This is a genomic window from Micromonospora rosaria, assembly GCF_001567585.1.
Taxonomy (GTDB): Bacteria; Actinomycetota; Actinomycetes; order Mycobacteriales; family Micromonosporaceae; genus Micromonospora; species Micromonospora rosaria.
In genome coordinates this window covers 61085-76184 of the sequence record NZ_LRQV01000004.1, presented here as the reverse complement: position 1 = coordinate 76184, position 15100 = coordinate 61085, and the positions used below count along the sequence as shown (strand labels likewise).

The following is a 15100-nucleotide window of genomic DNA, read 5'->3' as shown; positions in this document are numbered from 1 at the left end:
GCGGGGTGGGTGCCGGGCTCACGTGCCCGATATCCATAGCTGGCACAGGACTCTAACAGTCCTACGCCCTTGTGGGCAGGTGTGCCTGGCTACATAAATCAATTCCGATGTTACCTGGCGCACACGGCCCTGGTGCACCATGGCGCCCGCCAGTTGTGTCCAACTGGACGGGCGCCATGCCGTGTACGGGTCCTACAGCTCGGTGACCGTGCCACCGGCGGCGGTGATCTTCTCCTTGGCCGACGCGCTGAACGCCTGCGCCGACACCTGGAGCGCCACCCCACCGAGGTCACCGGTGCCGAGCACCTTGACCGGCTGGCCCTTGCGGACCGCGCCGGCCTCGACCAGCTCGGCCGGGCCGACCTGGCCGCCGTTCGGGAACAGCTCGGCGAGCCGGTCCAGGTTGACCACCTGGAAGACCACCTTGAACTTGTTCTTGAAGCCCTTCATCTTCGGCAGGCGCATGTGGATGGGCATCTGCCCACCCTCGAACGCCGCCGAGATGTTCTTGCGGGCCTTGGAGCCCTTGGTACCGCGACCGGCGGTCTTGCCCTTGGAGCCCTCACCGCGACCCACCCGGGTCTTCGCGGTCTTGGACCCCGGCGCCGGGCGCAGGTGGTGGACCTTGATCGTCATTACTCGACCTCCTCGACCTTCACGAGGTGGTTGACCGTGAAGATCATGCCACGGATCTCCGGCCGGTCCTCCTTGACCACCACGTCGTTGATCCGCTTGAGACCGAGCGACCGCAGCGACTCACGCTGGTTGTGCTTGGTCCCGATCTCGGACCGGACCTGGGTGACCTTCAGGCGTGCCATCAGGACGCCACCCCCGCCCGCGACGCCAGCATGGCGGCCGGCGCGACGTCCTCGACCGGCAGACCACGACGGGCCGCGACGGCCTCCGGGGACTCCAGCCCCTTCAGCGCCGCCACCGTGGCGTGCACGATGTTGATCGGGTTGGAGGAGCCGAGGCTCTTGGAGAGCACGTCGTGGATGCCCGCGCACTCCAGCACGGCACGCACCGGGCCACCGGCGATGACACCGGTACCGGCGGAGGCCGGCTTGAGCAGCACCACGCCCGCGGCGTCCTCACCCTGCACCGGGTGCGGGATCGAGGCGCCGATCCGCGGCACCTTGAAGAAGTGCTTCTTGGCCTCCTCGACACCCTTGGCGATCGCCGCGGGCACCTCCTTGGCCTTTCCGTAGCCCACACCGACGGTGCCGTCGCCGTCGCCCACGATCACCAGGGCGGTGAAGCTGAAGCGACGACCACCCTTCACGACCTTGGCGACGCGGTTGATCGCGACGACCCGCTCGAGGTGCGGGGTCTTCTCGACGGGCGCGTTTCCGCGGCCGCCCTCACGGCGGTTGTCGCGGCGACCACCCTCGTTGCCACCGGACCCGCCGCCACGGCGCTGTTGACCTGGCATCAGCAGCCTTCCTTCTCTCTCGTGACGGGGTTTCTTAGAACTCGAGCCCGGCTTCGCGGGCGGCGTCGGCCAGCGCGGCTACCCGCCCCGCGTACCGGTTGCCACCGCGGTCGAAGACGACCTTCGAGATGCCGGCGGCCTTGGCCCGCTCGGCGAGCAGCGCACCGACCTTGCCGGCCAGGGCGCTCTTGTCGCCCTCGACGCCGCGCAGCGAGGCGTCCAGGGTCGAGGCCGACGCCAGGGTGTGGCCCTGGGTGTCGTCCACGACCTGGGCCACGATGTGGCGCAGCGAGCGGGTGACGACCAGGCGGGGACGCTCGGCGGTGCCGCTGATGTTCTTGCGGACCCGGAAGTGCCGACGCGCACGCCCGACGGCGCGCTTGGCGGCAACGCCGCGGCGGCGCTTGAGCAGCGTGGCGCTCACTTCTTACCTGCCTTTCTCACGGCCTCGCGGCCGGCGGATGACCTCGCCCCGGTGTTGACGGCCGCGATCACTTCTTGCCCGCCTTACCGGCCTTACGGCGGATGACCTCGCCCTGGTACTTCACACCCTTGCCCTTGTAGGGCTCCGGCTTGCGGATCTTCCGGATGTTCGCGGCGACCTCGCCGACGAGCTGCTTGTCGATGCCGGCCACGTGGAACAGGGTCGGCTTCTCCACCGTGAAGGTGATGCCGTCGGGGGCCTGCACCAGCACCGGGTGCGAGAACCCGAGCGCGAACTCCAGGTCCTTGCCCTTGGCGGTGACCCGGTACCCGGTGCCGGCGATCTCCAGGCTCTTCTTGTAGCCCTCGGTGACGCCGACGATCATGTTGTTGACCAGGGTACGGCTCAGGCCGTGCAGCTCCTTGGCCTTGCGCTCGTCGTTGGGCCGGTTGACGTGCACGTGGCCGTCCTCGCCCCGCTCCGCCGTGATCGGCTCGGCGAGCGTGTGGCTCAGCTCGCCCTTCGGGCCCTTGACCGTGACGGTCTGCCCGTTGATCGTGATGTCGACGCCGGCTGGCACCGGGATCGACTTACGTCCAATACGCGACATTTCTACCTGTCTCCCGTTACCAGACGAAGGCGAGGACTTCCCCGCCAACGCTCCGCTTGCGGGCCTGCCGGTCGGTGAGCAGCCCCTGGGACGTCGAAATGATCGCCACGCCCAGCCCGCCGAGCACCCGGGGGAGCCCGTCCGACTTGGCGTACACCCGCAGACCGGGCTTGGACACGCGCTTGATGCCGGCCAGGCTCCGCTCCCGGTTCTGGCCGTACTTCAGCTCGACGACCAGTCGCTTGCCGACGGCGCCCTCCTCGGGCTCCTCGACCGACCAGGTGGCGATGTAGCCCTCGGACTTCAGGACCTCGGCGATGTTGGCCTTGATCTTGGAGTACGGCATCGTCACCCGGTCGTGGTACGCCTGGTTGGCGTTACGCAGACGCGTGAGCATGTCTGCGATCGGGTCGGTCATCGTCATGGATTTCGTCAGCCTTTCTCGCCGGGGTTCCCGGGGCTTCCGGCCCCGGGCCTACGGCGAAGAGCAATACTCGATCGGTGCGAGGGCCCCGGCCGGCGCCGGGGCACCGTAGCCCTTACCAGGAAGCCTTGGACACGCCCGGCAGCTCACCGCGGTGGGCCATCTCCCGGATGCAGACCCGGCAGAGACCGAACTTGCGGTAGACCGCCTTCGGACGCCCGCACCGCTGGCAGCGGGTGTACGCGCGAACCGAGAACTTCGGCTTCGCGGCCGCCTTGAGGATCAGCGCCTTCTTGGCCATCTCAGTTCTCCTTGAACGGGAAGCCCAGGAACTTGAGCAGCGCCCGGCCCTCGTCGTCGGTCGTGGCGGTGGTGACCACCGTGATGTCCATGCCCCGCTGCCGATCGATCTTGTCCTGGTCGATCTCGTGGAACACCGACTGCTCGGTCAGACCGAACGTGTAGTTGCCGTGGCCGTCGAGCTTGCGCCCGTCCAGACCGCGGAAGTCGCGGATACGCGGCAGCGCGATGGAGAGCAGCCGGTCCAGGAACTCCCACATCCGGTCGCCGCGCAGGGTCACCTTCGCGCCGATCGGCATGCCCTCACGCAGCTTGAACTGCGCGATGGACTTGGTCGCCCGCCGCACCTGCGGCTTCTGGCCGGTGATGGTGGCCAGGTCACGCACCGCGCCGTCGATCAGCTTGGCGTCCCGGGCGGCCTCGCCGACACCCATGTTGACGACGATCTTGACCAACCGCGGCACCTGCATGGGGTTGCCGTAGTTGTGCTGCTCCTGCAGCTGCGCCACGATCTCGTTGCGGTACCGCTCCTTGAGGCGCGGCAGGGTCTTGGTTTCGGTAGCCGTGGTCATCAGAGGTCCTTACCGGTGCTACGCGCGATGCGGACCTTCTGGCCGTTGTCGTCGATCCGGTAACCGACCCGGGTCGGCTTCCCGTCGGAGTCCAGAACCATCACGTTGGAGATGTGGATGGGGGCCTCCTGGGTGACGATGCCACCGGTCTTGGCGCCGCGCTGGGTGGTGCTGATGCGGGTGTGCTTCTTGACCCGGTTCACGCCCTCGACCAGGACCTTGTCCTGCCGCGGGTAGGCCGCGATGACCTTGCCCTTGGCGCCCTTGTCCTTGCCGGCGATGACGATGACCGTGTCGCCCTTCTTGACCTTCACGGTCACAACACCTCCGGCGCGAGGGAAATGATCTTCATGAACCGCTTGTCCCGCAGCTCCCGACCGACCGGGCCGAAGATACGGGTACCGCGCGGGTCCCCACCGTCCTTGATGATGACGGCGGCGTTCTCGTCGAAGCGGATGTACGAGCCGTCCGGCCGCCGCTTCTCCTTGGCGGTGCGGACGACGACGGCCTTGACGACGTCGCCCTTCTTCACACCGGCACCCGGGATCGCGTCCTTCACCGTGGCCACGATGACGTCGCCGATGCTCGCGTAGCGCCGACCGGAGCCGCCGAGAACCCGGATGCACAGGATCTCCCGAGCACCCGTGTTGTCGGCGACGCGCAGTCGCGACTCCTGCTGAATCACGTCTATCTCCTATGTCTGCCGGTTCTCGCAGCCGCTCGCGCGGCCGGAGCCTGGCGGAACCTGCGCCCGACCGACGCCGGGCGAGCTCGAGCCTTCGCTACTTGGCCTTTTCCAGGATCTCCACGAGCCGCCACCGCTTGGTGGCGGACAGCGGCCGGGTCTCCATGATCAGGACCCGGTCACCGATGCCGGCGCTGTTCTGCTCGTCGTGCACCTTCAGCTTGCTGGTACGGCGCATGATCTTGCCGTACAGCGCGTGCTTGACCCGGTCCTCGACCTCGACGACGACGGTCTTTTCCATCTTGTCGCTGACCACGAGGCCCTCCCGGACCTTGCGGCGGGCCCGCACGGCCTCGGTGGTGGTGTTCTCGGTCTCGCTCATGACGCAGTCACCTCATCCGGCGCAGCAGAGAGTCCCAGCTCGCGCTCACGCATGATCGTGTAGATCCGGGCGATCTCCCGACGGATGACCTGCAGCCGCCGGTTGTTGTCAAGCTGCCCGGTCGCGGCCTGCACGCGGAGGTTGAACAGCTCCGCCTTGGCCTCACGCAGCTTCGTGACCAGCTCCTCCTCGGAGAGCTCACGCAGCTCGGCGGCCTTAACGCCCGCTGCCATCAGGACTCACCCACTTCGCGCGTCACAATGCGGCACTTCATCGGGAGCTTGTGGATCGCGCGACGCATCGCCTCTCGCGCGATCTGCTCGTTCGGGAAGGACATCTCGAAGAGGATCCGACCCGGCTTGACGTTGGCGACCCACCACTCGGGCGAGCCCTTACCGGAACCCATCCGGGTTTCGGCCGGCTTCTTGGTCAGGGCCTGGTCCGGGAAGACCGAGATCCAGACCTTGCCGCCACGCTTGATGTGGCGGGTCATCGCGATACGCGCCGACTCGATCTGGCGGTTGGTCACGTACGCCGGCTCGAGAGCCTGGATCCCGAACTCGCCGAACACCACCCGGTTACCACCCTTGGACGCGCCACTGCGGTCCGGGTGGTGCGGCTTGCGGAAGCCCTTCGGGGGCTTGCGCGGCATCAGCATCTGTCAGCCCTCCTGCTGCTTTTCTGCCGGCTGAACGGCGTTGGCACCGGAAGCGGCCGACGCGACAGCGCCTGCGTCCACCGGCTCGCCACTCGGCGTCTCGGCCTGCTGCGCGACGGTGGTCGCGGCAGCCCGACCGGCCTCGGTGCCACCGGCGGTGGTGCCGGAGGAACCGGAACGGCCACGGCGCGGCCGCTCGGGGCGGTCGCCACGCTCACGGCGGGGGCGCGACGGCGCCTCGGCCGGAGCCTCCCGGCCCGGCACCGCGTCGCCCTTGTAGATCCAGACCTTCACGCCGATGCGGCCGAAGGTGGTACGGGCCTCGAAGAAGCCGTACTCGATGTTGGCCCGCAGCGTGTGCAGCGGAACCCGTCCCTCGCGGTAGAACTCGGTCCGGCTCATCTCGGCGCCGCCGAGACGACCCGAGACCTGCACCCGGATGCCCTTGCAGACCGGGTTCTTCATCGCGGACTGCATCGCCTTGCGCATCGCCCGACGGAAGCTGACCCGGCTGGAGAGCTGCTCGGCCACGCCCTGGGCGACCAGCTGCGCGTCCGACTCCGGGCTCTTCACCTCGATGATGTTGAGCTGCACCTGCTTGCCGGTGAGCTTCTCGAGGTTGCCACGGATCTTGTCGGCCTCCGCACCCTTGCGGCCGATGACGATGCCCGGCCGGGCGGTGTGGATGTCGACCCGGACCCGGTCCCGGGTGCGCTCGATGTCGACCTTGGAGATGCCGGCCCGCTCCAGCCCACTGGACATCATGCGGCGGATCTTCACGTCCTCGCCGATGTAGTCCTTGTAGAGCTTGTCCGCGAACCAGCGGGACTTCCAGTCGGTCGAGATGCCGAGCCGGAACCCGTGCGGGTGAACCTTCTGACCCATTACTCGGCGCCCTCCGTCTTGCTCTGCGTCTCGGCGGCCTCGGCCGGCTTCGCCGGGGCGGCCTTCTTCGCCGCCGCCTTCTTCGGCGCGGCCGGCGCGACCGCCTCTACCGCCACGGTGATGTGGCAGGTGCGCTTGCGAATCCGGTACGCCCGGCCCTGGGCCCGCGGCTGGAACCGCTTCATGGTCGGGCCCTCGTCCACGAACGCCTCGCTGACGAGCAACGCGTCGGGGTCCAGCCGCTCGTTGTTCTCCGCGTTGGCGATCGCGCTCGCGAGCACCTTGTACACCTGCTCACTCGCGGCCTGCGGCGCGAACTGCAGCACCGTGAGCGCCTCCTTCGCGGGCAGGCCGCGGACGAGGTTGACCACCCGGCGCGCCTTCGTCGGCGAGATGCGCACGTACCGCGCAACCGCCCGCGCGCCCGGAAGCACCGGAGCGTCGCCCTTTCCTGGCATCGCTGTAACCCCTTGATCCTCTATCCGTATGCCCGCGGCGTCAGCGCCGGCGGCTCTTCCGGTCGTCCTTCTCGTGACCCTTGAACGTGCGGGTCAGCGCGAACTCGCCGAGCTTGTGCCCGACCATCGCCTCGGTCACGAACACCGGGACGTGCTTGCGACCGTCGTGCACCGCGATCGTGTGCCCGAGCATGTCCGGGATGATCGTCGAGCGCCGCGACCAGGTCTTGATGACGTTCTTCGAGCCCTTCTCGTTCTGCGTCTCCACCTTCTTGAGCAGGTGGTCGTCGATGAACGGGCCCTTCTTCAGGCTGCGAGGCATCTTCTATCTCCCTCAGCCGCGCTTACGCGTGGCGTAGCGGCGGCGGACGATCAGCCGGTCGCTCGGCTGGCCCTTGCGACGGGTACGGCCCTCGGGCTTACCCTGCGGGTTCACCGGGTGGCGACCACCGGAGGTCTTGCCCTCACCACCACCGTGCGGGTGGTCGACCGGGTTCATGGCGACACCACGGACGGTCGGGCGCTTGCCCTTCCACCGCATCCGGCCGGCCTTGCCCCAGTTGATGTTCGACTGGTCGGCGTTGCCGATCTCGCCGATGCTGGCGCGGCAGCGCACGTCGACCCGCCGGATCTCGCCCGACGGCATCCGCAGGGTCGCGTACGCGCCCTCCCGGCCGAGGAGCTGGATGCCGGCGCCGGCCGAGCGGGCCAGCTTCGCGCCACCGCCGGGCCGCAGCTCCACCGCGTGCACGGTGCTACCGACCGGGATGTTGCGCAGCGCCAGGTTGTTGCCCGGCTTGATGTCCGCGCCCGGACCCGACTCGACGGTGTCGCCCTGCTTCAGGTCCTTCGGCGCGAGGATGTAGCGCTTCTCGCCGTCGGCGTAGTGCAGCAGCGCGATCCGCGCGGTGCGGTTCGGGTCGTACTCGATGTGGGCGACCTTCGCCGGCACGCCGTCCTTGTCGACCCGCTTGAAGTCGATCAGACGGTACTGGCGCTTGTGGCCACCACCCTGGTGCCGCGCGGTGATCCGCCCGTGGACGTTGCGTCCACCCTTCTTCGGCAGCGGAACCAGCAGCGACTTCTCCGGCGTGGACCGGGTGATCTCGGCGAAGTCCGAGACGCTGGAGCCACGACGGCCCGGCGTCGTCGGCTTGTACTTACGGATAGCCATTGTCTACACCCCTCAGCTGACCGGGCCGCCGAAGGCCTCGATACGGTCACCGTCAGCCAGCTTCACCAGCGCCCGCTTGGTGGACTTGCGCTGCCCCCAACCCGTCCGGGTCCGCTTGCGCTTGCCCTCGCGGTTGAGCGTGTTGACCGTCAGGACGCGCACGTCGAAGATCTGCTGGATCGCGATCTTGATCTGGGTCTTGTTGGCGTCCGGGTGCACCAGGAAGGTGTACCAGTTCCGGTTCAGCTCGCTGTAGCTCTTCTCCGAGACGACCGGCGCCACGATGATGTCGCGCGGATCGGCGATGGTGCTCACTTGCCACCCTCCTCGGTGGTCTCGGCGGGAACACCGAGGAACTCGTCCAGGGCGTCCTTCGTGAAGACCACGTCGTCGGCCACCAGCACGTCGTACGTGTTGAGCTGGCCGGCCTCGATCAGGTGCGCCTGCGGCACGTTGCGCAGGGACAGCCAGTTCAGCTCGTCGGCGCTGGTCAGCACCACCAGGACGCGCTTGGCCGTGGTCAGCTTGGCCAGGGTGGCCAGCGCCGCCTTGGTCGACGGCTTGTCGCCGGAGAGGAACGCCTCGACGACGTGCACCTGCCCGGCGCGGGCCCGGTCCGACAGGGCGCCCCGCAGGGCGGCGGCCTTCATCTTCTTCGGGGTCCGCTGGCTGTAGTCGCGCGGCACGGGACCGTGCACCACGCCACCGCCGGCGAACTGCGGCGCGCGGATCGAGCCCTGCCGGGCGCGACCGGTGCCCTTCTGCTTGTAGGGCTTCTTGCCGCCGCCGGCGACCTCGCCCCGGGTCTTGGTCTTGTGCGTGCCCTGACGGGCCGCCGCGAGCTGGGCCACCACGACCTGGTGCATCAGCGCGACGTTCGCCTGGACGTCGAAGATGTCGGCCGGCAGCTCGACGGAGCTGCTCTTGCCGCCTTCGACGGTGAGGACGTCAACGGTGGTCACTTGGCCGCACCGCCCTTCTTCGCCTTGGTCTTGGCCGCCGTGCGGACCAGGACCAGCGCGCCCTTCGGGCCGGGAATGGCACCACGGACGAGCAGGAGGTTGTTCTCGGTGTCGACCGCCTGGACGGTCAGGTTCTGCACGGTGTACCGCACGCCACCCATCCGGCCGGCCATCCGGGTGCCCTTGAAGACCCGACCCGGGGTGGCGCAGGCGCCGATGGAGCCCGGCGAACGGTGCTTGCGCTCGACACCGTGGCTGGCGCGCAGGCCGTGGAAGCCGTGCCGCTTCATCGGGCCGGCGAAGCCCTTGCCCTTGGTCCGGCCGGTCACGTCGATCGAGAGCCCGGCCGGGAACTCCTCGACCGTGACCTCCTGGCCGAGCGTGTACTCGGCGGCGTCGGAGGTGCGCAGCTCGACGATGTGCCGGCGCGGCGCCACGTCCGCCTTGGCGTAGTGCCCGGCGACCGGCTTCTTGACCTTGCGCGGGTCGATCGCGCCGTACGCCAGCTGGACCGCGGAGTAGCCGTCCTTGTCGGCGTTACGAACCTGGCTGATGACGCAGGGGCCGGCCTGAACCACGGTCACCGGCACAACACGGTTGTTGTCCCAGACCTGGGTCATGCCGAGCTTCGCGCCCAGGATCCCCTTTACTTGCCTGTCCATTTGTCCGGTCCCTACAGCTTGATCTCGATGTCGACGCCAGCCGGCAGGTCGAGGCGCATGAGCGAGTCGACCGTCTTCGGGGTCGGGTCGATGATGTCGATCAGCCGCTTGTGCGTACGCATCTCGAAGTGCTCGCGCGAGTCCTTGTACTTGTGCGGCGAGCGGATGACGCAGAAACGGTTGATCTCCGTGGGCAGCGGCACCGGGCCCGCGACCTGCGCCCCGGTACGCGTCACCGTCTCGACGATCTTCCGAGCCGAGGAGTCGACGACCTCGTGGTCATAGGCCTTGAGCCGGATGCGGATCTTCTGTCCCGCCATGGTGGCTTCTGTTCCTTCTCTCGATGCCGCTGTGTTGCGGGTGCCCGTACCGGCTGGCACGGACCCTCTTCGCCGACCCCCGCGGTCGGGCGTGTCGCGCCCAGTGGCCAGGCTCCGCCCCGGGACTCCGGAGCGATCATGACCGCGCGTGGGTCAAGGCGCCGATCGCACTACCGCGACCTGAACGCCGTGCGAGGGTGGTGGCGACATGGTCGCCACCACCCTACGCCCGACTGTCCCTCCGCCCGGCGATTCGCCACAAAATGACGAACTCGGACGGTGAACCGTCGTTACGCAACCTGACTAGTATGCCGCACTGCTGGCGGCAACGCTAATCGGGGTTACCTAGCTCACTTGATGATCTTGGTGACGAACCCGGCGCCGACGGTGCGGCCACCCTCGCGGATCGCGAACTTGAGGTTGTCCTCCATGGCGATGGGCTGGATCAGCTTCACCGACATCGAGGTGTTGTCACCCGGCATGACCATCTCGGTGCCCTCGGGGAGGGTGACGACACCGGTGACGTCCGTGGTCCGGAAGTAGAACTGCGGCCGGTAGTTCTGGAAGAACGGGGTGTGCCGGCCACCCTCCTCCTTGGAGAGGATGTAGACGGTCGCCTCGAACTCGGTGTGCGGGGTCGTGGTGCCCGGCTTGATGACCACCATGCCGCGCTCGACGTCCTCGCGCTTGGTGCCCCGGAGCAGCAGACCGACGTTCTCACCCGCGCGGGCGTCGTCCAGGGTCTTCCGGAACATCTCGATCGCGGTGACCTTGGTCTTGAAGCCCTTCTCGCGGATGCCGACGACCTCGACGTCCTCGTTCGGGAGCAGCACGCCACGCTCGACGCGACCGGTGACCACGGTGCCCCGACCGGTGATGGTGAAGACGTCCTCGACGGGCATGAGGAACGGCTTCTCGGTCTCGCGCTCCGGCTGCGGGATCGCGGTGTCGACCGCGCTCATCAGCTCGAGCAGCTTCTCGGTCCAGACCGGGTCGCCCTCGAGCGCCTTCAGCGCGGAGACCTTGACGACCGGCAGGTCGTCACCCGGGTACTCCTGGGCCGAGAGCAGCTCACGGACCTCGAGCTCGACGAGCTCCAGGAGCTCCTCGTCGTCGACCATGTCGCTCTTGTTGAGCGCCACGACGATGTACGGCACACCGACCTGACGGGCCAGCAGCACGTGCTCGCGGGTCTGCGGCATCGGGCCGTCGGTCGCCGCCACCACCAGGATCGCGCCGTCCATCTGCGCGGCACCGGTGATCATGTTCTTGATGTAGTCGGCGTGCCCGGGGCAGTCGACGTGCGCGTAGTGCCGCGCCTCGGTCTGGTACTCGACGTGCGCGATCGAGATCGTGATACCGCGGGCCTTCTCCTCCGGCGCCTTGTCGATCTCGTCGAACGGCGTGTACGGGTTGAGGTCCGGGTACTGGTCGTGCAGGACCTTGGTGATGGCCGCCGTCAGCGTCGTCTTACCGTGGTCGATGTGACCAATGGTGCCGATGTTGACGTGCGGCTTAGTCCGCTCGAACTTCGCCTTCGCCACTGGTGTCCTCCTGTGGACTTTCTTGGTTCGTACGCCCGGCACGCCGTTTGGCGCTCAGGACTCTGTCGACAGCCTTTCCGACCATGACGGCCGGAGAGCCTTGGTGGGTTCTGCGGCGATGAAGCCTACAGGCCCGGTCTCACGCAATTCGACCGCGGTGGTCGCGGACGCAGGTCTGGGCCCACGACCACCGACGGCTCATCAGTTCATGCCCCGGTGAGCGTCACTCACCCGTGGCCTTGGCGATGATCTCCTTCGCGACGCCCTGCGGGACCTCGGCGTAGGAGTCGAACTGCATGCTGTAGCTAGCCCGGCCCTGGGTCTTCGACCGCAGGTCGCCGACGTAGCCGAACATCTCCGACAACGGCACCAGGGCCCGGACGACGCGGGCGCCGCTGCGCTCCTCCATCGCCTGGATGATGCCACGGCGGGAGTTGAGGTCGCCGATGACGTCACCCATGTTCTCCTCGGGAGTGGTGACCTCAACAGCCATCATCGGCTCGAGCAGCGCGGGGTCGGCCTTGCGGGCCGCCTCCTTCATCGCCATCGAGCCGGCGATCTTGAACGCCATCTCGGACGAGTCGACCTCGTGGTACTGACCGTCGACCAGCGTCAGCTTGACGCCGACCAGCGGGAAGCCGGCCAGGATGCCGTACTGCATGGCGTCCTGGGCGCCCGCGTCCACCGAGGGGATGAACTCCCGGGGGATGCGGCCACCGGTGACGGCGTTCGCGAACTCGTAGGTCGGGGCGTCGTTGCCCAGCGGCAGCGGCTCCAGGCTGATGATGACCCGGGCGTACTGGCCGGAACCACCGGTCTGCTTCTTGTGGGTGTACTCGACCTTCTCCACCTTGCGGCGGATGGTCTCGCGGTACGCCACCTGCGGCTTACCGATGTTCGCCTCGACGTTGAACTCGCGGCGCATCCGGTCGACCAGGATGTCCAGGTGCAGCTCGCCCATGCCGGAGATGACCGTCTGACCGGTCTGGTCGTCCAGCTTGACGCGGAAGGTCGGGTCCTCCTCGGCCAGCCGCTGGATGGCGGTGCTGAGCTTCTCCTGGTCGGCCTTGGTCTTCGGCTCGATGGCCACCTCGATGACCGGCTCGGGGAAGGTCATCGACTCCAGGATGACCGGGTTCGCCGGGTCGCAGAGGGTGTCACCGGTGGTGGTCTGCTTCAGACCCTGCACCGCGATGATGTCGCCAGCCTTGGCGGAGCTGCGCTCCTCCCGCTTGTTGGCGTGCATCTGGTAGATCTTGCCGATCCGCTCCTTGCGGTCCTTGGTGGAGTTGACCACCTGGGACCCGGACTCGACCACGCCGGAGTAGACCCGGACGTAGGTGAGCTTGCCGAGGTGCTTGTCGGTCTGGATCTTGAAGGCCAGGCCGGAGAAGGGCTCGGAGGTCGACGGCTTGCGCTGCATCGGGGTCTCGCCGTCGGTGGCGGTACCCTCGATCGCCGGGATGTCCAGCGGCGACGGCAGGTAGTCGATGACGGCGTCGAGCATGGGCTGCACGCCCTTGTTCTTGAACGCCGAGCCGCAGAGCACCGGGTTGGCCTTGCTGGCGATGGTGGCCCGCCGGATGGCGGCCTTGATCTCCTCGGTGGAGATCTCCTCGCCCTCCAGGTACTTCTCCATGACCGCGTCGTCGACGTCGGCCAGGGTCTCCATCAGCTTCTCGCGCCACTCGGCCGCGGAGTCGGCCAGGTCGGCCGGGATCTCCTCGATCGCGTAGTCCTCACCCTTCTGGGTCTCGCCACGCCAGGTGAGGGCGCGCATGTTGACCAGGTCGACGACGCCGATGTGGTCGCCCTCGAGCCCGATCGGGATCTGGAGCACCAGCGGGGTGGCGTTGAGCCGGTCGATCATCATCTGCACGCAGCGGAAGAAGTCGGCGCCGGTCCGGTCGAGCTTGTTGACGAAGCACATCCGGGGGACGTCGTACTTGTCGGCCTGCCGCCAGACGTTCTCCGTCTGGGGCTCCACACCGGCGACACCGTCGTAGACGGCGACCGCCCCGTCCAGCACCCGCAGCGACCGCTCGACCTCGACCGTGAAGTCGACGTGGCCGGGCGTGTCGATGATCTGGATCGTGTGGCCCTTCCACTCACACTTGGTGGCGGCGGAGGTGATGGTGATCCCCCGCTCCTGCTCCTGCTCCATCCAGTCCATGACGGCGGCGCCCTCGTGGACCTCACCGATCTTGTACGTGATGCCGGTGTAGAAGAGGATCCGCTCGGTGGTCGTGGTCTTACCGGCATCGATGTGCGCCATGATGCCGATGTTGCGTACGTTGGCGAGCGCGTCTGCGGCGGCCACTTCATTCCCTACTTATCGTCGTCCCGACAAACTGGCTGCGGTTCCGGCGCCTGACGGCGCCGGAACCCAGGTGTTACCAGCGGTAGTGCGCGAAGGCCTTGTTGGACTCGGCCATCTTGTGGGTGTCCTCGCGCCGCTTGACGGCGGCACCCAGACCGTTGCTGGCGTCCAGCAGCTCGTTCATCAGCCGCTCGACCATCGTCTTCTCCCGGCGGGCCCGGCTGTAGCTGACCAGCCAGCGCAGCCCGAGGGTGGTCGCCCGGGCCGGACGGACCTCGACCGGCACCTGGTAGGTGGCGCCACCGACCCGGCGGCTGCGCACCTCGAGGGTCGGCTTGACGTTGTCCATCGCACGCTTCAGCGTGACGACCGGGTCGGTGCCGGACTTCTCGCGGCAGCCCTCCAGGGCCGCGTACACGATGCGCTCGGCGAGCTGGCGCTTGCCGCGCAGCAGGATCTTGTTCACCAGCTGGGTGACCAGCGGCGAGTTGTACACCGGGTCAGCGACCAGCGGCTTCCGCGGAGCGGGTCCCTTACGCGGCATGTCAGCTCTTCTCCTTCTTCGCGCCGTAGCGGCTGCGCGCCTGCTTGCGGTTACGGACACCCTGGGTGTCCAGCGAACCGCGGACGATCTTGTACCGCACACCGGGCAGGTCCTTCACCCGGCCGCCGCGAACGAGCACGATCGAGTGCTCCTGCAGGTTGTGACCCACGCCCGGGATGTAGGCGGTCACCTCGATCTGGCTGCTGAGCTTGACACGAGCGACCTTGCGGAGCGCCGAGTTCGGCTTCTTCGGGGTCGTGGTGTACACACGGGTGCACACGCCGCGCCGCTGCGGGCTGCCCTTCAGCGCGGGCGTCTTGGTCTTGGTCGTCTTGGCCTGGCGGCCCTTACGGACCAGTTGCTGAATGGTGGGCACCGGGTTTCTCCGCTCCCTTCGGCCGCGTCGCGGCCGCGCCGTCTGCTCGTTAGCCGCCCTGCTGGACAGCTCTCCTACCTTCCGACCAGGGCCACCTCTCGGCGGCCCCGGCACCCGCGGTCGGGCGTGTCGCCCGGCTCACGGTCCCGGTGCCGACGCTCGCACGCGCACCGGATGGGTCGGCCACGCGGATCACCCGCCGGCCGGGTATGTGCCCTTGTCGTGTCGCCGCGCGATTCGCCGGTCGGAACCGGGTCCAGCGCACACACGAGTTGCCCGGGCATGCCCGGGCACGAGGGGAAAGAGTACCTACCACAGGCGCACAGGTCAAAACGGAACCGGCCCCGGCACCGCCCACCCGGCTATCG

At 68.0% G+C, this 15100-nt stretch carries 25 protein-coding genes; all 25 read right to left on the bottom strand.

Annotated features, from left to right (window positions below; genetic code table 11):
* Positions 1-192: 192 nt before the first annotated feature.
* Positions 193-636, bottom strand: coding sequence for a 50S ribosomal protein L15 (gene rplO, locus AWW66_RS02340; protein ID WP_067359626.1), 444 nt, complete (start codon positions 634-636; stop codon positions 193-195).
* The gene (gene rpmD, locus AWW66_RS02335; protein ID WP_067359625.1) at positions 636-818 is read right to left on the bottom strand and encodes a 50S ribosomal protein L30; all 183 of its coding nucleotides are present in this window, start codon (positions 816-818) and stop codon (positions 636-638) included. The genes rplO and rpmD overlap by 1 nt, the downstream gene beginning before the upstream one ends.
* On the bottom strand, positions 818-1432 hold the full coding sequence (gene rpsE, locus AWW66_RS02330) for a 30S ribosomal protein S5 (protein WP_067359624.1): 615 nt from the start codon (positions 1430-1432) through the stop codon (positions 818-820). Before rpsE ends, rpmD begins: the two co-directional genes overlap by 1 nt.
* A gap of 34 nt (positions 1433-1466) precedes the next feature.
* The gene (rplR, locus tag AWW66_RS02325) at positions 1467-1856 is read right to left on the bottom strand and encodes a 50S ribosomal protein L18 (protein WP_067359623.1); all 390 of its coding nucleotides are present in this window, start codon (positions 1854-1856) and stop codon (positions 1467-1469) included.
* Positions 1857-1923: 67 nt separating this feature from the next.
* Positions 1924-2466: a 50S ribosomal protein L6 gene (gene rplF / locus AWW66_RS02320; protein WP_067359622.1), complete on the bottom strand. Its 543-nt coding sequence runs from the start codon at positions 2464-2466 to the stop codon at positions 1924-1926.
* Between the two features lie 16 nt (positions 2467-2482).
* Positions 2483-2890, bottom strand: coding sequence for a 30S ribosomal protein S8 (gene rpsH / locus AWW66_RS02315; RefSeq protein WP_018784557.1), 408 nt, complete (start codon positions 2888-2890; stop codon positions 2483-2485).
* A gap of 115 nt (positions 2891-3005) precedes the next feature.
* Positions 3006-3191, bottom strand: a complete 186-nt coding sequence (locus AWW66_RS02310) for a type Z 30S ribosomal protein S14 (RefSeq protein WP_007073023.1) — start codon at positions 3189-3191, stop codon at positions 3006-3008.
* Between the two features lies 1 nt (position 3192).
* Positions 3193-3762: a 50S ribosomal protein L5 gene (gene rplE, locus AWW66_RS02305; RefSeq protein ID WP_067359621.1), complete on the bottom strand. Its 570-nt coding sequence runs from the start codon at positions 3760-3762 to the stop codon at positions 3193-3195.
* A complete protein-coding gene (rplX, locus tag AWW66_RS02300; RefSeq protein ID WP_211271816.1) occupies positions 3762-4082 on the bottom strand; it encodes a 50S ribosomal protein L24 in 321 nt (106 codons plus the stop codon). The genes rplE and rplX overlap by 1 nt, the downstream gene beginning before the upstream one ends.
* Entirely contained in the window at positions 4079-4447 is a 369-nt protein-coding gene (gene rplN, locus AWW66_RS02295) for a 50S ribosomal protein L14 (RefSeq protein ID WP_007073026.1), read from the bottom strand. The genes rplX and rplN overlap by 4 nt, the downstream gene beginning before the upstream one ends.
* 97 nt (positions 4448-4544) lie before the next feature.
* Positions 4545-4829 carry a 30S ribosomal protein S17 gene (gene rpsQ / locus AWW66_RS02290; protein ID WP_067359620.1) on the bottom strand — a complete coding sequence of 95 codons (285 nt, stop codon included), beginning with the start codon at positions 4827-4829 and terminating at the stop codon, positions 4545-4547.
* Complete coding sequence (gene rpmC, locus AWW66_RS02285; RefSeq protein ID WP_067359619.1) at positions 4826-5062, bottom strand: 50S ribosomal protein L29; 237 nt, start codon at positions 5060-5062, stop codon at positions 4826-4828. Before rpmC ends, rpsQ begins: the two co-directional genes overlap by 4 nt.
* Complete coding sequence (gene rplP, locus AWW66_RS02280) at positions 5062-5487, bottom strand: 50S ribosomal protein L16 (RefSeq protein ID WP_067359618.1); 426 nt, start codon at positions 5485-5487, stop codon at positions 5062-5064. The genes rpmC and rplP overlap by 1 nt, the downstream gene beginning before the upstream one ends.
* Positions 5488-5490: 3 nt before the next feature.
* On the bottom strand, positions 5491-6372 hold the full coding sequence (gene rpsC, locus AWW66_RS02275) for a 30S ribosomal protein S3 (protein WP_067359617.1): 882 nt from the start codon (positions 6370-6372) through the stop codon (positions 5491-5493).
* On the bottom strand, positions 6372-6830 hold the full coding sequence (gene rplV / locus AWW66_RS02270; protein ID WP_067359616.1) for a 50S ribosomal protein L22: 459 nt from the start codon (positions 6828-6830) through the stop codon (positions 6372-6374). The genes rpsC and rplV overlap by 1 nt, the downstream gene beginning before the upstream one ends.
* 40 nt (positions 6831-6870) lie before the next feature.
* Positions 6871-7152 carry a 30S ribosomal protein S19 gene (gene rpsS / locus AWW66_RS02265; RefSeq protein WP_067359615.1) on the bottom strand — a complete coding sequence of 94 codons (282 nt, stop codon included), beginning with the start codon at positions 7150-7152 and terminating at the stop codon, positions 6871-6873.
* A 12-nt stretch (positions 7153-7164) separates the two neighbouring features.
* A complete protein-coding gene (rplB, locus tag AWW66_RS02260) occupies positions 7165-8004 on the bottom strand; it encodes a 50S ribosomal protein L2 (RefSeq protein ID WP_067359614.1) in 840 nt (279 codons plus the stop codon).
* A gap of 12 nt (positions 8005-8016) precedes the next feature.
* Entirely contained in the window at positions 8017-8319 is a 303-nt protein-coding gene (gene rplW / locus AWW66_RS02255; protein WP_067359613.1) for a 50S ribosomal protein L23, read from the bottom strand.
* Positions 8316-8966 carry a 50S ribosomal protein L4 gene (rplD, locus tag AWW66_RS02250; RefSeq protein ID WP_067359612.1) on the bottom strand — a complete coding sequence of 217 codons (651 nt, stop codon included), beginning with the start codon at positions 8964-8966 and terminating at the stop codon, positions 8316-8318. Before rplD ends, rplW begins: the two co-directional genes overlap by 4 nt.
* Positions 8963-9628: a 50S ribosomal protein L3 gene (gene rplC / locus AWW66_RS02245; protein ID WP_067359611.1), complete on the bottom strand. Its 666-nt coding sequence runs from the start codon at positions 9626-9628 to the stop codon at positions 8963-8965. Before rplC ends, rplD begins: the two co-directional genes overlap by 4 nt.
* Positions 9629-9639: 11 nt before the next feature.
* Positions 9640-9948: a 30S ribosomal protein S10 gene (gene rpsJ / locus AWW66_RS02240; RefSeq protein ID WP_007073037.1), complete on the bottom strand. Its 309-nt coding sequence runs from the start codon at positions 9946-9948 to the stop codon at positions 9640-9642.
* Positions 9949-10298: 350 nt separating this feature from the next.
* Complete coding sequence (tuf, locus tag AWW66_RS02235) at positions 10299-11492, bottom strand: elongation factor Tu (protein WP_067359610.1); 1194 nt, start codon at positions 11490-11492, stop codon at positions 10299-10301.
* A gap of 223 nt (positions 11493-11715) precedes the next feature.
* Positions 11716-13812, bottom strand: coding sequence for an elongation factor G (gene fusA, locus AWW66_RS02230; protein WP_067359609.1), 2097 nt, complete (start codon positions 13810-13812; stop codon positions 11716-11718).
* A 73-nt stretch (positions 13813-13885) separates the two neighbouring features.
* Positions 13886-14356, bottom strand: a complete 471-nt coding sequence (rpsG, locus tag AWW66_RS02225; RefSeq protein WP_067359608.1) for a 30S ribosomal protein S7 — start codon at positions 14354-14356, stop codon at positions 13886-13888.
* A gap of 1 nt (position 14357) precedes the next feature.
* Entirely contained in the window at positions 14358-14732 is a 375-nt protein-coding gene (rpsL, locus tag AWW66_RS02220; protein ID WP_007465318.1) for a 30S ribosomal protein S12, read from the bottom strand.
* Positions 14733-15100 lie beyond the last annotated feature (368 nt).

Coding starts and splice junctions, on each gene's coding strand:
- rplO (WP_067359626.1), bottom strand. CDS start 636: ATGACGATCAAGGTCCACCACCTGCGCCCGGCGCCGGGGTCCAAGACC.
- rpmD (WP_067359625.1), bottom strand. CDS start 818: ATGGCACGCCTGAAGGTCACCCAGGTCCGGTCCGAGATCGGGACCAAG.
- rpsE (WP_067359624.1), bottom strand. CDS start 1,432: ATGCCAGGTCAACAGCGCCGTGGCGGCGGGTCCGGTGGCAACGAGGGT.
- rplF (WP_067359622.1), bottom strand. CDS start 2,466: ATGTCGCGTATTGGACGTAAGTCGATCCCGGTGCCAGCCGGCGTCGAC.
- rpsH (WP_018784557.1), bottom strand. CDS start 2,890: ATGACGATGACCGACCCGATCGCAGACATGCTCACGCGTCTGCGTAAC.
- AWW66_RS02310 (WP_007073023.1), bottom strand. CDS start 3,191: ATGGCCAAGAAGGCGCTGATCCTCAAGGCGGCCGCGAAGCCGAAGTTC.
- rplE (WP_067359621.1), bottom strand. CDS start 3,762: ATGACCACGGCTACCGAAACCAAGACCCTGCCGCGCCTCAAGGAGCGG.
- rpsQ (WP_067359620.1), bottom strand. CDS start 4,829: ATGAGCGAGACCGAGAACACCACCACCGAGGCCGTGCGGGCCCGCCGC.
- rpmC (WP_067359619.1), bottom strand. CDS start 5,062: ATGGCAGCGGGCGTTAAGGCCGCCGAGCTGCGTGAGCTCTCCGAGGAG.
- rplP (WP_067359618.1), bottom strand. CDS start 5,487: ATGCTGATGCCGCGCAAGCCCCCGAAGGGCTTCCGCAAGCCGCACCAC.
- rpsC (WP_067359617.1), bottom strand. CDS start 6,372: ATGGGTCAGAAGGTTCACCCGCACGGGTTCCGGCTCGGCATCTCGACC.
- rplV (WP_067359616.1), bottom strand. CDS start 6,830: ATGCCAGGAAAGGGCGACGCTCCGGTGCTTCCGGGCGCGCGGGCGGTT.
- rpsS (WP_067359615.1), bottom strand. CDS start 7,152: ATGCCTCGCAGCCTGAAGAAGGGCCCGTTCATCGACGACCACCTGCTC.
- rplB (WP_067359614.1), bottom strand. CDS start 8,004: ATGGCTATCCGTAAGTACAAGCCGACGACGCCGGGCCGTCGTGGCTCC.
- rplC (WP_067359611.1), bottom strand. CDS start 9,628: ATGGACAGGCAAGTAAAGGGGATCCTGGGCGCGAAGCTCGGCATGACC.
- rpsJ (WP_007073037.1), bottom strand. CDS start 9,948: ATGGCGGGACAGAAGATCCGCATCCGGCTCAAGGCCTATGACCACGAG.
- rpsG (WP_067359608.1), bottom strand. CDS start 14,356: ATGCCGCGTAAGGGACCCGCTCCGCGGAAGCCGCTGGTCGCTGACCCG.